The organism is Actinoplanes sp. NPDC026619, from assembly GCF_040638295.1.
GTDB lineage: Bacteria > Actinomycetota > Actinomycetes > Mycobacteriales > Micromonosporaceae > Actinoplanes.
The window spans coordinates 276,190-291,024 of the sequence record NZ_JBEZYA010000008.1; the positions used below are offsets into that span (position 1 = coordinate 276,190).

Consider the following 14,835-nt stretch of genomic DNA (forward strand, 5'->3'; position numbering starts at 1 on the left):
ACCTTGTCGCAGCAGGCGAGCCAGTCACGCTTTGATCCGGAGACCGGCCACGCCTGCTGGTCGATCGGCCTTCCCCGCCCGCTCCGCCCTGCCGCCATCCGGTCCTGACAGCCCTTCTGTCACGAAGTCCTTGCTGTGCGATCGGTGTGCGTTCAGCGTGTCCGCTGCCACCAACGACCAGCCTGCGCACCCACCGTATCGCCGCTCGGCAGCGAAGCTGCGTACGGCGGCGCACAGTCCCGTCAGCGTGCGGGCCACAAGGCTTAGTGGAGTCAGCACGGAGCGGCCGCCCCGGGACCACCACCAGTGATGGGACACCGACAGATGCACACCCTGACCAGCATTGCCACCGCACTCGGCGCCCTGGCCGGCCTCGCCGCCGCCGTGATCAACCTTGCTGCCACCCGCCGGGAACGCCGGAGGAACAGGTAGCTGTCCCGGACCCTCGACGGACAGATCTGAACCAAGCCGGAGGGCCGCCATCGGGTCCTCCGGCTTGGTTGAAGACCCGGAGGCTATCTTGCGTTCACCTGGGTGGGTGGATCGCCGGCGCCTACGCTCGTGGGTGGGTCCCAGAAGGGGTCTTCGTTGTCGTCGGTCGGGCGGGGGCGGTTTCGGCGGGCCTGGCGGGCGGACCAGAAGCGGGCCGCCTGGCGGGCCGGGCGCTGGAGCAGGAACGGCACCAGCAGGAGTACGGCCAGGGCCACCGCGGTCCACAGCAGCACCTGGCTCAGCGTGCCCAGGCCGCTGGACGGGGCCTTCGCGGCGGCGTTCGCGCCGACGCCGGTCGGCAGCGGGGTCGTCACCGCGGCTACCGGGCTGACCACGCCGTCGGCGACCGTCGCCAGCACCCGGGCGGCTGCTTCGGCGGCGTGGAGTTCCGGGTGAGCCGCGCGGACCAGGGCCGTGGTGCCGGCTACGAAGGCGGCGGCGTACTCGGGGCCGCTCACCGTGCCGCCGATGCTTGCCACGTCGAGGCCGGGGGCCAGCAGGTCCACCGCGTCCGCCGGGTAGTCCGTGGCCGGCTTGCGGTCCTGGCCGATCGCGCCGGTTCGCAGCATGCCGTCGGCCTTGGTGGCGCCGGCCGAGGCGGGCACGACCACCACCGCGTCCTGTGAGATCGCGTCGCTGATGGCGCCGCGGACCTGCGGGTCGGCGGCAGCAACGTCGGCGCTGACCAGGATGACCCGGGCGCCCGCGGCGGCGGCGACCCGGATGCCGGTGGCCGCCTGGCTCGGGTCGGTGCCGACCTTCACCGGGAAGATCTGTGCGCCGGGGGCCACGCCCAGGTCGTCGTCGCCGGCGACCAGGCCGGCCAGAGGGGTGCCGGTGCCGTCGCAGGCGGTGTCGCCGCGGGCGGTTCCGGTGGCCACGTCGGCGCCCGCGGTCACCCGGCCGGCCAGGGCGGGGACGGCGCCGTCCACACCGGAGCCGATGATCGCGACCTGGACGCCGGCGCCGTTCGCCACCGTCCACGCCTTCTTCGGCGTGAGCAGAGCCTGTGCCCAGGAGGACGCGGTCTGGTCGCCCGAGTTGCAGCCCGAGGACGAGCCGGCGGTCGCGGGCAGCGGGCCGTGGTGCAGTTCGTTGCCGACCGCGTCCCACGGCAGGATCAACTGCCAGCCCTCGTGCAGGCGGCTGGCGTCGGCGAGGCGGTCGCCGTCGGGCTGCAGCCGGCCCGAGTTCAGCTCAAGGATCTCGCTCGCCCGCGACGGGCTGCCCAGGAAGCGGGTGGCGATCTCCCACAGGTCTTCCGGCGAACCCTGCCGGGAAGCGGCCACCGTGTAATAGATCTGGTTCGCGGACGGTGCGGCCTGAGCCGGGGTCGCCAGGAAGATCGGCATGACGGCCAGAAGAAAGAAAGGAAGCTTCATCGTCACCACTCCGACTTCTGCACGAGGGCCCAGTCGTGGTCGTCGTTGGCCAGGCAGGGCACCAGCGCGAGCCGGGCGTTGGCACCGCCGTCGCCGGAGCCGGGCACGTCGATGCACATGCCGGCGACGGTGTTGCGCAGCCAGTAGTAGGTGAAGCCGTTCGCGGAGCGCTTCGGCTCCAGGCGGAAGTACTGGTTGTCCTGGTCGAAACAGCCCGACTCGTTCAGCTCGGTGCCCGAGGCGACCGCCTCGGCGGTGGGCGGATCGATGCAGAAGCCGTCTTCGGGGTTGCGGATCCAGTAGAGCTCGAAGCCGTCGCCGTCGACCCCGCGCGGCTCGAACGTCCACTCCTGGTTGTCGTCGCCGGTCTTGGCGCAGGTGAACTGGGCGACCGGGCCGTCCCGGGTGCCCGCGCCGTAGCCGGGCAGGTCGATGCACATCTTGGTGGCGAAGTTCAGGATGAAGTACGGGCCGTAGCTGTTGTGCCCGCCGACGTCGGCGGCCTTGATCGCCGGCTGGTCCCGGGACGGGGTCGGCGAGGTCTTGCTCGGCTTGGGTTTTGCGGACGAGGGGGCGGCGGCGGAGGACGGCGCCGTGGTGGTGGGCCCCGCTTTCGGCAGCTGCAGGCGGGTGTCCTTGGCGTACTCGGTCTGCGCCTTGGTCATCGCCTCGGCCGACGTGGTGGCACCGGGGTTGAACGCGGTCAGCGCGGCCGGGTATTGACCGCCGGCGCGTTCGAGCAGCTTGCACATGGTGCGGGCGAGCTCCGGGATGGCCACCGACGGGTCCCACGGCGACTTGGTGGCGGCGTCCTGGACGGTGTACGACCAGACGTGCGGCAGGAACTGCGCGATGCCCTGCTCGCCGGTCGCGCCGACCTTGGCCGGGTTGAAGCCGGAGGTCAGCATGATCTGGGCGGCGATCCGGGCGGGCGGCATGTCGGTGCAGATCTTCCCGGCGTCGGCGACGACCTTCACGTACGCGTCGGGCACCGCCCCGGTCGAGGAGCCGGCGGTCGGCGCCACCGCGAGGGCGGGCTGCAGGGTGTACCAGGCGGCGTACCGCTCCACCTTGTCCACGTAGTCCTTGGCGTCGTCAGGGATGCCGCCGGCGGCCACCACCTTCTCCATGCCGACCTTGTGCGCGGCCAGCGCGACTCGCCACGGGTCCTCGGTCAGCTTGACCGTGCGGGCCTGCCCGACGAGCCGGCACGTGAGGTGGGCGAGGGCGGTGATGGCGGCCGAGCGGTCGGCCGGGTCGGCGCCGGACCACGGCACGTTCTCCTGCCACTGCGCCGGGGTCAGCGCGGCCACGCCGGTCGCGCCGCCGTCGCTCATCTCGTCGACCGGCCGGCTGCCGAAGTGCGAGGCGACCATGACCTGACCGGCCAGCCGGGCCGGGGTCAGCGCGCTGCACGAGGACGCGGCGCTGACCAGAATCCGCACGTCCGGGGCGGAGAGCTGGTTGCCGGCGAGCGGCGCGGCGGCGTTGGCCGCCTGCCGGGCGGCGAAACCGCCGGCCGCGGTCAGGACGACCAGTCCCAGAACGACGCCCAGCACCACCGGACGGCTCGGCCTAGGCAACCGGACCATGTGCGAGCAACTCCTCCTCGGTCGGGACGGCCACGTCGTCGGCCCAGCGCAGGGTGCCGACGACCGCGTCGAAGAGCAGGACGATCGCCCGCACCGGCTCGGCGTCGACGTCACCGTCGCTCAGGACGGTGAAGGTCAGGACTCCCCAGACGCCGGGTGCGCCGGGAGCGGCAACGAAATAATTGACGCGTACGGCTGGGGCCTTGCGTTTGATCGGACCGCTGTCGACGACCTGGCGGATCCGGACCGCCGGGTTGCCGTCGATCTCCAGCGCCATCCCGTCCGGGCCGGCGTCGGCGAGCATCGCGTCCAGCACCGACCGCGGGCCGGCCGGGGTGTCGGTGTCCTCGATGACCGACAGCAGGAGCGTGCCGGGCATCCGCATGCCGTGCATCTCGGTCACCGGCAGCACGACCGCGCGGGCACCCTGGCGCTCCGCCTCGTCGGTGGCGACGGTGAGCTCCTGGCGGAGCATGCGCCGCCACGGGCCGGCCTTGTCGCGGGGCAGCGTGTCGGGCAGGGCGTGCCGGACGATCGCCTCGATGGTGCGTTCCCGGACCTTGCTCAGTCCCGGCGTGGTGGGCACGTGCACCCAGCCCTCGGGCACGATGAGCTCGAAGTCGATCATGAGACCTCCGGCGAACGGAACTGTGGCGGGTCGGCGGCGATCATGTGCATGATCGATTCCACTCCGGGACCGATCACCGCGAGCTTGTCCAGGCCGCTGACCCGGGTGCTCAGCAGGACGTCGACCTCGCCGGCCGCGATCTGAAGGCGCAGGGCGGCGTTGACCCGGCCGTGCAGGCCCTCGCCCTCGGATCGGGCGAGCGCGAAAACCCGTACGCCATCGCCTTTTTCGGTCGTCACGTAGTCGACCTGCGGCGCCCGTACGTCATCGGGAAAACCGTCCGCACCCACCGTGGCCATGAGATAGGCCGGGTCTTCCGGCCGGGCCTCGCGGAACTCCGCCAGGACGAGCAGCGGCAGCCAGCGCGGGTCGTCGCCGACGAACCCGGCGCCCCAGATCAGCCGGCAGTTCGTCTCCAGCGAGCCGGCCCGCTCCACCAGGTCGCGGGCCACCGCCGCACCCATGTCCTCGGCGGTGAACGGGAATTCCTCGTCGGCGTCGGCCGGCCAGGCCGCCCGGGCGGCGGCCACCTTGGCGCCCACCCATTCGGAGAGCAGGTCGTGCACCGTGGCGGTCCACACCTCGTCGGCGGCGGGCGGCACGTAATCCCAGTACCAGGAGATGTCGAGGTCGATCCGTGGCGCGGTCATCAGGCGTTCTCGAAGGCGGGGTTGGAGGTGGCCTGCAGGCCCGCGATGATCAGGCCGGCCGCGAGGTTGAAGATCTGGTTGAAGCCGCCCCACGAGGCGAAGATCCACTTGAGACCGCCGGCCAGCCCGCTGAACAGGCTGCCGAAGCTGCCGAGACTGCTGAGGAAGCCGAGGTTCTTCAGCGAGCTCAGGTCGAACAGGCCGTTCAGCCAGCTCTTCGCGATGTCGAAGAAGCCGGGCTTGCCGGCCCCGATCATGAGCGGCTTGGTGAAGTCGAACAGCTCGATGATCTGGCCGTTCGGGCCGAGGACCGGCTTGAACTTCAGGTAGGGCAGGCCCTTGAGGAACTTGGTGAAGCCCTCGATCGACTTGCCGAACGCGCCGAACGCCGCGCCGAGGCCGGCGAAGCCGAGCCCGACCGCGTCGAGAACGACGCTGAGCACGCTGCCGTCGCCGCCGGCCAGCAGAATGCTGTCGGCCACCAGGAGTACGGCGCCGGCCGCGAACCCGGCTATCGCGAGCACGTTGAGCCCGGGTATCAGGAAGGCCAGCGCGGTCAGGACCATCGCGATGATCCCGAAGATCTCGCTGATCTTCTTGAAGATGGCCATCACCCGCCAGTTGATCTTGTCGGTCAGGCCGTCGTTGTACCGCTTCTCGTTCACCGCATCGCCGAAGCGCTTGCCGGCCACGTCGAGAGCGTCCAGCGCGGAGTTCAGCCGGTTCTTCGCCGCGGTGATGTCGGCGTTCGCCTCGTCCTGCGCGCGGGTCTTGTCGGCGCCCTTCTGCTGCTCCTCGGGCGGGATGTTGCCGTGCTCGTCCTTCTGCGGATCGGGCAGCATGTTGGCCTTGGAGAGCGAATCCGTGCCGGTCGACTCGTCCCGTTCGGCCGCGCCCACCTCGTCGATCGCGTGCTGCAGGTCCGGCTCGTACTTCTTGGCCTCGTTCGCCACGTCGCGGTAGCGCACCGCGGCCTTGCTGAGGCTGTCCTTGAGGGACTGCGCGTCTTCCTTGAGCGGCTCCACCCACTGACCGCGCAGGCCCTCGTCGCCGGCGTCGACGATCTTCTGCAGCTTCGCCACCGCGTCGTCGATGGTCATCGAGATGTGCTCGTAGCGCTTCTGCGCCGCGTCGATCTCGGCGGGGTCGGCCGACTTGAGCGTGCTGAGCCGGCTCACTTCTGGCCCTCGTCGAGGCTGGCCGACATCTTCGCCTCGGCCTCGGCCCAGGCCTGGTCGGCGCCCTCGACCGAGTCGCGGAACTTCTTCATCGCCTCGACCATCTTGTCGCGGCTGCCGGTCCAGTTGTCGGCGAAGTCGCCCATCGACAGGTTCGCGTTGAGCTGGCCCCAGTGCCCCTTGAACTCGTCCTGGAAGTCCAGCGCGCCCTCGAACTGCCCGATCAGCTCGCTGAGGTCCCGGGCCAGGTCGGCCAGGTCCTTGACCACGATGTCGGCCATCACATCACCGCTTCTACGCTCGGAATCTGAATGGTCTGCAGGCTGCCGTCGCCCAGGTGCACGCGGGCGCTTCCGGGCACCACCCGCTCGGCCAGGTGAGCCCGGGACAGGCGGACGCCGACCAGGTCGCCGGCGCTGAGGGTCGGCGGGGAGAGCAACGCGCCGCGCCGGTTCTTCTTGACCTCCACCTGCCAGCCGGAGAAGCCCATCGCCACCGAGTTGATCTCACCGGCGATGACTATCGCCCGCTGCCGGCCGGAGGCGCTGCGGACGAAGGTGCGCAGCCAGTCCCGGCAGGGCACGTCGCGCCACGCCTCGGCGTCGTCGATGAGAAGCACGACGTGGCCGTCGCCCGGCCCTTCGCCGGTCCCTTCGCCGGGATCGAGCAGCGCGGCGAACTCGTCCTCGGTGGGGCTGTCCCCGCTGATGACGCCGCGCACGCCGGGGCGACCGGCCAGCTCGGTCAATGGGGTCCGCATCGGCGCGCCGATGACCAACTCGCTGCCGGAGCGCAGCAGCGACTCGGCCATGACGCGCAGCGCGGTGCTGCGGCCGGAGCGGGACGGGCCGGCGATCAGGAACGTCGGCTGGTCGGTGAGCAGGTCCATGCCGACCGGCGCGAGCTCGTCGCCACCGACGCCGATCAGCGCGAAGCCGGGCCGCGGCCGCACCTGGGTCCAGGCCTGCTCGAAGGTGAGCCCGGTGGGCATCACGGCGATCTTGTTCGGCCGCAGCTCGCGCGGCACGGCCTCCTCGCGCTCGGCGAGCCGGAGCGCGATCGCGTGCATCGCGGCGACCTGCGCCGGGCCGCTCGGGTCCGCGGCGATCAGCGACACCTGCACCTCGGTCGCGCTGTTCGCGCGGTAGCCGCGGCCGGGCGGCAGGTTCTCCGGGATCTTGCGCGGGTTGAGCCCGGCCATCGTGGCGTCGCTGCGGTCGGAGAGCCGCAGCACCAGCTTCTCCTCGCAGAGCGAGCTCATCCGGCCGCTGAGCAGGCTGTGGTCACCCGCCACGATCAGGTGCACGCCGGCGCTGGCGCCCTCGCGCATCAGGATGTAGACGAGGTCGAGCAGGCTGCCGCTGTCGTGCTCGCTGAGGGTTCCCATGAACCCCTCCCAGCGGTCGAGCAGCAGCAGGATGTGCGGCAGCCGCTCGGCAGCCGGGCTGGCCGCGCGCTGCTCGGTCACGTCGGCGAAACCGCCCTCGCCGAGCAGCCGCTGCCGGCGCTGCACCTCCTCGTGCAGGCGGCGCAGCAGGCGGCTGGACCGCTCCACGTCGGTGCGCTGGGCGACCGCGCCGGTGTGCGGGAACCTCGTCATCGGCAGCAGCGCGCCGTTGCCGCAGTCCAGGCCATACAGGTGCAGGTCGGCGACGCTGAAGACGGAGGCCGCGGCGGTGGCGATGGTGCGCAGCGCCTGCGACCGGCCGGTCCGGGGCGCGCCGACGATGTGCAGGTGGTCGAAGGTGTCCAGGTCGATCGTCAGCGGCACCTGCTGCTGCGTGCGCGGCAGGTCCTGCACGCCCCAGGTGAAGGACTCCAGGTCGGCCACCGTCACCAGCGGCAGCGCCGGCAGCCACGGGCGGCGCTGCGGGCGCAGGCCGAGCATGTCGCTGGTCTGGCGGATCACCCCGACCAGCACCGACAGGTCGGTGGCCTCGTCGGCCTCGCCGGCGACCCGGGGCCGCTGCGGCACCGGACGGCCCAGGTCCTGCCAGCCCACCTGGTGCAGGAACGGCGCGACCACGACCTCGGCCGCGTTCTGTTGTGGCCGGCGGCCGCCGACCCGGCCGGTCTGGAACGGGATCAGCGAGCTGTGCCCGAGCCGGGCGTACGCGCGGCCCGGCGTCGCCGCCGAGATGCTGGCCGCCTCGCGGGCGTCGATCACGTCGGCGCTCTCCCCCGCGTCGGTCACCCGCAGCGCGATCCGCAGGTTGGTGTTGGCGCGGATCTCCGCGTTCACCACGCCGTTGGGGCGCTGGGTGGCCAGGATCAGGTGGATGCCGAGCGACCGGCCCCGCTGCGCGATGTTGACCAGGCCGGTGACGAAGTCGGGCAGCTCGCGGGCCATCGACGCGAACTCGTCGATGACGATCAGCAGCCGCGGGATGGCCTCGGGAACCGCCCGCCGGGTCGAGTAGTCGAGGTAGTCCTCGAGGTCCTTGGCGCCGACCGCGGCGAGCAGGTGCTCCCGGTGGGTCAGCTCGGCGCCGAGCGAGGTCAGCGCCCGCTCGACCAGGTGGGTGTCGAGGTCGGTGACCATGCCGACGGTATGCGGCAGGTCGACGCAGTCCTTGAACGCGGCGCCGCCCTTGTAGTCGACGAGCACGAAGTTCATCGAGTCCGGGCGGTTCGCCACGGCCAGCGACGCGACCACGGTCTGCAGGAACTCCGACTTGCCGGAGCCGGTGGTGCCGGCGACCAGGCCGTGCGGGCCGTGCTGCACCAGGTCGAGCGCGAACGGGCCGTCCAGGCTGTAGCCGACCACCGCCCGGGTGCTGCGCGGCGCGGCGGTCCACCGGCCGCTGATCACGGCGGGCGACGGATCCTCCAGGCCGATCACCTCGAGCAGGCGCGCGGCCGGTGGCAGCGCCGCGTCGGCGTGGGTGTCGCTGACGTCGCGGACCGGGGCGAGCCGCCGGCCGGTGGTCGGGAACCAGTCGTCGACCACCTCGTCGACCCGGATGCCCTCGATCATCGCGGCCCGCTGCTGGCGCAGGGTGGTGGGCAGGCCGTCGCCGCCGACCACCACGGTCGTGCACTCCTCCGGCAGGGTGCGCTCGTCGCTGTCGACGCAGATGAAGTAGACACCGACGGCCGGGCCGCCGAGCAGGATCGAGACCACGCCGGGCAGCGAGCGCAGCCGGCGGGCGCCGTCCAGCACCACGACCACGTCCGGGTCGCCGAACGCGACCTGCGAGCCGGCGGTCAGGCGGGCCTGGCGGCGGGCCTCGATCAGCTCGCTCAGCTCGGCGATGCGGCGGGCGATCGTCTCGGCGTCGGTGCCGAGCAGGGTCAGGGTCTGCTGGCCGAGCAGCGGGCGGGTGTGCGGCAGCCAGGCGGCCCACTCCCACACCTCGCCGCCGGACGGGTCGGTGAGCACGTAGAGCTGCAGGTCACGGGGGCTCTGCGCGACCGCGAGCTGGCCGACCAGCCAGCGGGCGAGGCGGCGCGGCCACTCGGCGCGGCCGGCTACGCCGACGACGCCGGCCTGCACGATCGAGAACGCGACGGGTACGTCGTACAGCTGCCGGTCCTGCCGCCGGTCCTGGCCGGCCTCGTCCACTTTGATCATGCTGGGCAGGTCGGCCACGCCGATCCGGACCATCAGGTGGTCGGGGTCGGTGCGGCGCCGCTCCCACAGCCGGGACCGCGGGCCGGTGGCCACGATCAGCAGCTCGGCCGGGTCGGGGCTGGCCACCCGGCGGTCGTGGCGTTCCAGCACGATCGTCTCGGCGATGTCGGCCTCGATCGCGGCCACCCGCGCCTTGTGCTCGGCGACCTGGGTGCGATAAGTGCGACCGCCCTGACGGCGCGACTGCCACCAGTTGCCGAGCACCATGACCGGCGACATCGCCGCGAACATCAGGTACATCGGGTTGCGCAGCACGGTGGACATGACGATGCCGAACGCGGCCGGCAGCGCGGCGGCCAGCCACGGCAGGGCGTTCGGGTTCGGCGCCTTCGGCTCCTGCGGGATCTTGAACCGGTCCGGGCGGACCGGCGGCAGCAGCCGCGGCGGGCGGTTGTAGTCGAGGTACTCGCTGTCCGGCGACGGCTCGATCATCGCGTCCGGGACCAGCACCGGGTGCGCTTCCAGAGCGGTGGCGCCCGCGATCAGCTGCGCGGTCTGCCGCCAGTCGGCCTCGTCCGCGGCCAACTCTTCGCGGTCCAGCAGCAAGCCGCCGGCGACGCCGCGGACGTGCACGTCGGCGTCGAAGGTGACCCGGACGACCACCGCCACCGGCGGCAGATCATCCAGCCGGACGGTGCAGTTCGCGGCCGAGCCGACCCGGTGTTCGCCCGGGCCGAGCGACCAGATCCGCCCGGCGCCGGCGCCGGTCACGGCCCGGATGGTGACCAGACCGCCGGTCGCGTACGGCGCCGGGCCCGGCCCGCCGACCCACAGCACCGAACCGTCGTGCACGCCACTGGCGGACAACGGCAGGTCGAGGTCGAGCGGCCGGTCGTCGAGGTGGATCCGGCCCTGCGCATGGGACACGTCGAGGCTGTCGAGCAGGTTCTTGACGATGTCCCGCACCGGGGTGGCGGGGTCGGCGTCCACGACCACGTCGGCCGACCACGTCTCGGGCGACGTTGCCGGCGCCGCGAGCGTGATCAGCATGCGCACGGCAGTCTTACTTGTTCAGCGAGCCGGCCAGCTGCGTGTCCATGTCGCGCAGCGCCTCGACCGCCTTGTCCAGCCACTCGGAGAGCAGGTCGAGGTTCTCCATCAGCTCGTTCGCGGCGTTCACGAACTCGGTGTGGACCTCGTCGAACTTGCCGGACGCCTGGTCGGTGACGAACCCGGAGCCGGTCAGGTTGTCCACGATCCCCTTGCACTCGGTGAGCCGGGAGTCGATCTCGTTCTTGTTGTTGCGCATCCGGGTCGCGCTGTCCGACATCTCCGTGTAGGTGATGTTGAGGTTCGCCATCGGGTGGTCCCTTCGAGAAGTTCGATCAACGCTGCCCAACGTAGGAACCCTTCCCGGGCGCGGTCCAGATCGAAGTGCGCGAATGTGGGCCCATGGGCCCAGGTCCCGCGTTGACAGCCGGGACCACGCCGCTGACGATTCCGGCGTGAGAAGTGGAGCCTGGATCGTCGACCATGCGCTGCGCGTCCTGGCGGCCGGATGCGCGGAGTTCCGCCCGGTCCCACCGGTCGGCGCGGTGATTCTGGGCCCGGAGTCGGTGACGCTGCGGCTGACCACACCGGACGAGATGCCACCGCCGGGCTGGGAGGTCGCCGACTTCGGCCGCACCTGGCTGGCGGCGCTGCCGTGGCTGGAGACGGCGGTGGTGGACGACCGGATCCCGGAGCCCTATCCCTTGCTGGTCTCGGCCGGCGACACCGGCACTGGCCGGCTTTTGCTCAACCTCGCCCAGGCGGACGGCCTGATCAGCGTCGAGGGCGATCCCGATCGGGCCCGCAACCTGGTCCGCTCGTGGTCGCGGCGGCTCACCACCAGTCCGTGGTCGGCCGGCGCGCAGGTGATCCGGGTGGGCTTTCCGCCGGACACCGACTTCGGTGGCTGGGACGTGTCCCGCCTCGTCGAGGTCTCGGCGGTGCTGGACCAGGCGACCGGAATCCTGCTGTTCGCCGACCGGCCGCTGGGGCGCGACACCTATCACGTCGAACGGCTGCTCAGCGAGCCGTTGCGACGGTGGGCGGTGGTCGCTGTCGGTGTCGAGGACGCGACGTGGCGTTTCACCGTGAACGCCGACAGCACGCTCGAAACGGGCCTGCTCAGTTTGCCCGAATTGGACGCATGAAGGATTCGTGAAGAACGGCGCTTCAAACTTGCGTCGTGATCACGGTTCCCCCCAAACCGGGTGGCAAGGTGCGCATCGCGATCTCCAGTCCGGAGATCCTCGCGCACATCCGCCACGAGTTCGCCAGCAAAGGCCTGGACGTCGAGATCGAGGGCCTGCCCTCGGTCGACGTCGTCGTCACCCCCGGCAGCGGTGTCGCGCCCGCCAGCGGCGCCCTCGCCGAGGCCCTCAACGGGCTGGCCGGTCCGCACACGCGGCGCCGGGACCCGGCCACCGCTCGATATCGGCTCGCGCTGGTGCCGAGTGGTCGCAAGACGGTGGAGAGGAAACGTCGCCCGCTGTCGCCGCGGGAGGCCGAGGTGATGGACTGGATCAGCCGCGGCCGGTCCAATACCGACATCGCCGGCCTGCTCCGGGTGCAGCCGAAGACGGTGAAGAACCACGTCAACCGGATCTTCACGAAGCTGGGCGCCCGCAACCGCGTCGAGGCGGTGCTGATCTGGCAGCGTACGGCTTAAGTTAAAGCCGCCAGATAGGCGCGGACCTCGCCCGCCTCCTCGGCGTCCAGCTCCTCGAAGCGGGCCAGCGCGCGGCGGGCCAGGCCGGCGCCCGCACCCAGCCGGGCCAGGCCGAACAGGGCCAGCCCCTCGTGGTAGCGGTCGCCGGCCTCCTCGCTGATCCGCAGCGCCTGGGCGAATGTCTCCTCGGCCAGCTCCTGCCGGCCGAGACCGTGCTGGGCCAGCGCGATGTTGATCAGCAGGTTCGCCTCGACGAGCTGGCTGCGTGACTTGCGGGCGTAGTCGAGGCCGGGCAGGCCCTCCTCGATCGCCTCGGCCCACCGCCCGGTCTCCGCGTTGAGCTCGCAGAGCACGTCGTGGGTGGCGGCCAGGTAGTAGTCGATGCCCTCCCGGCGGGCGAGTTCGAGGGCCTCCTGGGCCGGTTGCCGGGCCGCGTCGTACTCCTTGGCCTCGCGCAGCGTCGACGCGAGATTGCCGAGCAGGCTGATCCGGTGCTGCCAGTCGGCCGGCCGGTCGAGCAGTTCGAGACCGAGGCGCAACTGCTCGACCGCGGTGTCGTTCTGCCCGAGCCGCGAATAGGCGACGCTGCGGTGGTTGAACATCATCGCGCGGGCCACCTGGTTGTCGTCGTTCTCGGCGGCGCGCATGCCGACCCGCAGCAGCTCCAGCCATTCGAGGGGGCGACCGGCCGCGTAGAAGTAGTCGAACAGCAGGAGCGTCAGGTGCCAGGCCGCGCCGTACTGCCCGTTGCGGCCGGCCCGCCGGACCAGCGCGGCGATGTTCTGCCATTCGATGCCGCACCAGCGCAGGGATTCGCTCTGCCCGGCGAAGAGAACCGGCGGGACGTCGGTCTGCGGCGGCTCGGTCGGCGCGCCGCGGCCCACCTCGCGATCGCCGATCTTGGACAGGCTGGCGCGGTACCAGGAGAGGGCCCGGGCCAGCGCGGCCCCACGGTCGTCCGGCGTGAGCTCGCCGGCGAGTTCCGCGGCGTACGCCCGGACCAGGTCGTGCATGGTGTACCGATCGTCGTCCTGTTCCAGCAGGCAGAGCGCGCACAGCTTGTCGAGCAGGGTCTCGGCCCGTTCGACGTCCGAGCCGAACAGCGCCGCCGCGCTCGGGCCGGTCACGCTCGGCCCGGGAAAGACGCCGAGGAGGCGGAACGCACGGGCTTCATCAGCGCCGAGCGCCGCGAACGACCAGGACAGGACGCCGCGTACGGAGTAGAGCGCGTCGTCGGCCAACTGCAGCGCGTCCAGCCGGTGCTGCACGTCGGCCAACTGCTGGGCCACGTCGGTGATGGCCACTCCCGCGGTCGACACGACCTGCTCGGCCGCGATCTGCAGGGCGAACGGTGAACGATCACACAATTGCGAAAGACGACGGGCGGAGTCCGGCTCGGCGCGCACCCGGTCGGCCCCGATCAGGGTGCTGAGCAGGCTCACCGACTCGTCGTCGCTGAGCCGGCCGAGCAGGATCCGATGCGCCGAGTGCCGCACGGCCAGCCCGGAGAGCCGGTTGCGGCTGGTCACCACGACGAAGCAGTCGCCGCTGCCGGGCAGCAGGTCCTCGACCTGCTCGGTGGAGGCGGCGTTATCGAGGACCAGCAGCATCCGCTGGTCGGCGAGCATGCTGCGCCACAGCGCGGCCCGCTGCTCGCGGCCGCTCGGCACGTTCTTCGCGCCGATCGAGGTCAGCAACTGGTGCAGGGCGGCCTCGGGGGTGAGCGCGGCGTGCGACGGGTCGAATCCGCGCAGGTTGATGTAGACCTGACCGCCGGGATAGCTGTCCCGCAGCAGGTGCCCGGCCCGGACGGCGAGGGTGGTCTTCCCGATCCCGCCGACCCCGACGATCATGACGATCCGCCGGCGGGGCGCCAGCAGGGTCAGCAACTCCTCGGTCCGCCCGACGAAGGCGTCGTTGTCGTGCGGGAGCTGCGCGGGCAGTGGCGGCGAAGCCAGGCGGTCGTCGGCCAGGATCTCGGCGTGGATCGCCTGGGTGGCCGGGGACGGGCCGATGCCCAGCTCGGCGGCGAGCGTGCGGCGCAGCTCCTCGAACTGGGCCAGGGCGTCGGCGGTGCGGCCGCCCCGGTGCAGCGCGGTCATCAGCACGCCGCGGAGCCGCTCGTCGAACGGGTGCGCCGGGATTTCGGCGAGCAGCCGGTCGATCACGCCCGGAAGAGTGCCCGAAGTGGCTCCCTCGGCGTGCCCGATCAACGCCTGCAGCCGCAACCCGATCAGCCGGTCGCGGGCCTGCGCCACGTACGGCCCGGGAACTCCGACGAAGGGCGTGCCCGCGGGCCAGGTCTCGCTCTCGGTGGCGGCGGTGACGTCGAACTCGTCCCGCTCCAGCCGCAGGCAGTAACCGGCCCGGCTGCTGACCAACCGGTCCTGGGCCGGCCCGAGCGCGCGGCGCAGCCCGGAGAGATAGGTGTGCAGGCTGCCCGCCGCCGTGGCCGGCGGCGCCTCGCCCCAGATCGCGTCGACGAGCTGACTCCGGGAAACGGTCGACCCGGCGCACAGCGCGAGCACCGCGAAGACGGCCCGCTGCTTGGGCGGCCCGAGGTCGATCTCGTCGCCGTCGACGTAGGCGCGGAACGATCCGAGGCCCTCGATCCGCAACACCG

At 71.8% G+C, this 14,835-nt stretch carries 11 protein-coding genes; 2 read left to right on the forward strand and 9 right to left on the reverse strand.

Annotation, left to right across the window (positions count from 1 at the left end; all coding sequences use genetic code 11):
- Nucleotides 1-515: 515 nt before the first annotated feature.
- Genes AB0E90_RS20170 through AB0E90_RS20205 form a run of 8 tightly spaced genes read right to left on the reverse strand, consistent with a single transcriptional unit; the run spans nt 516 to nt 10,856 of the window.
- Nucleotides 516-1,874 (reverse strand): S8 family serine peptidase, encoded by a 1,359-nt coding sequence (locus AB0E90_RS20170; protein WP_360407343.1) that lies wholly within the window; start codon nt 1,872-1,874, stop codon nt 516-518.
- A gap of 2 nt (nt 1,875-1,876) precedes the next feature.
- Nucleotides 1,877-3,466 carry an RICIN domain-containing protein gene (locus tag AB0E90_RS20175; protein ID WP_360407346.1) on the reverse strand — a complete coding sequence of 530 codons (1,590 nt, stop codon included), beginning with the start codon at nt 3,464-3,466 and terminating at the stop codon, nt 1,877-1,879.
- A complete protein-coding gene (locus AB0E90_RS20180; protein WP_360407349.1) occupies nt 3,450-4,094 on the reverse strand; it encodes a hypothetical protein in 645 nt (214 codons plus the stop codon). Before AB0E90_RS20180 ends, AB0E90_RS20175 begins: the two co-directional genes overlap by 17 nt.
- Nucleotides 4,091-4,744, reverse strand: coding sequence for a hypothetical protein (locus tag AB0E90_RS20185; protein ID WP_360407352.1), 654 nt, complete (start codon nt 4,742-4,744; stop codon nt 4,091-4,093). Before AB0E90_RS20185 ends, AB0E90_RS20180 begins: the two co-directional genes overlap by 4 nt.
- Nucleotides 4,744-5,922 carry a hypothetical protein gene (locus tag AB0E90_RS20190; RefSeq protein WP_360407355.1) on the reverse strand — a complete coding sequence of 393 codons (1,179 nt, stop codon included), beginning with the start codon at nt 5,920-5,922 and terminating at the stop codon, nt 4,744-4,746. Before AB0E90_RS20190 ends, AB0E90_RS20185 begins: the two co-directional genes overlap by 1 nt.
- Entirely contained in the window at nt 5,919-6,203 is a 285-nt protein-coding gene (locus AB0E90_RS20195; RefSeq protein WP_360407358.1) for a hypothetical protein, read from the reverse strand. Before AB0E90_RS20195 ends, AB0E90_RS20190 begins: the two co-directional genes overlap by 4 nt.
- Nucleotides 6,203-10,546 carry an FtsK/SpoIIIE domain-containing protein gene (locus tag AB0E90_RS20200; protein WP_360407573.1) on the reverse strand — a complete coding sequence of 1,448 codons (4,344 nt, stop codon included), beginning with the start codon at nt 10,544-10,546 and terminating at the stop codon, nt 6,203-6,205. The genes AB0E90_RS20195 and AB0E90_RS20200 overlap by 1 nt, the downstream gene beginning before the upstream one ends.
- Nucleotides 10,547-10,559: 13 nt before the next feature.
- On the reverse strand, nt 10,560-10,856 hold the full coding sequence (locus tag AB0E90_RS20205) for a WXG100 family type VII secretion target (protein ID WP_360407361.1): 297 nt from the start codon (nt 10,854-10,856) through the stop codon (nt 10,560-10,562).
- 145 nt (nt 10,857-11,001) lie between these two features.
- On the opposite strand from AB0E90_RS20205, the gene AB0E90_RS20210 reads away from it, so the two are divergent.
- Together AB0E90_RS20210 and AB0E90_RS20215 are read left to right on the forward strand one after the other, a co-directional pair.
- Entirely contained in the window at nt 11,002-11,694 is a 693-nt protein-coding gene (locus tag AB0E90_RS20210; RefSeq protein WP_360407364.1) for a hypothetical protein, read from the forward strand.
- 35 nt (nt 11,695-11,729) lie between these two features.
- On the forward strand, nt 11,730-12,212 hold the full coding sequence (locus tag AB0E90_RS20215; protein ID WP_360407367.1) for a helix-turn-helix transcriptional regulator: 483 nt from the start codon (nt 11,730-11,732) through the stop codon (nt 12,210-12,212).
- On the opposite strand, the gene AB0E90_RS20220 is transcribed toward AB0E90_RS20215, so the two are convergent.
- A complete protein-coding gene (locus AB0E90_RS20220; RefSeq protein WP_360407370.1) occupies nt 12,209-14,833 on the reverse strand; it encodes a BTAD domain-containing putative transcriptional regulator in 2,625 nt (874 codons plus the stop codon). The two genes, AB0E90_RS20215 and AB0E90_RS20220, sit on opposite strands and share 4 nt — an antisense overlap.
- Nucleotides 14,834-14,835 lie beyond the last annotated feature (2 nt).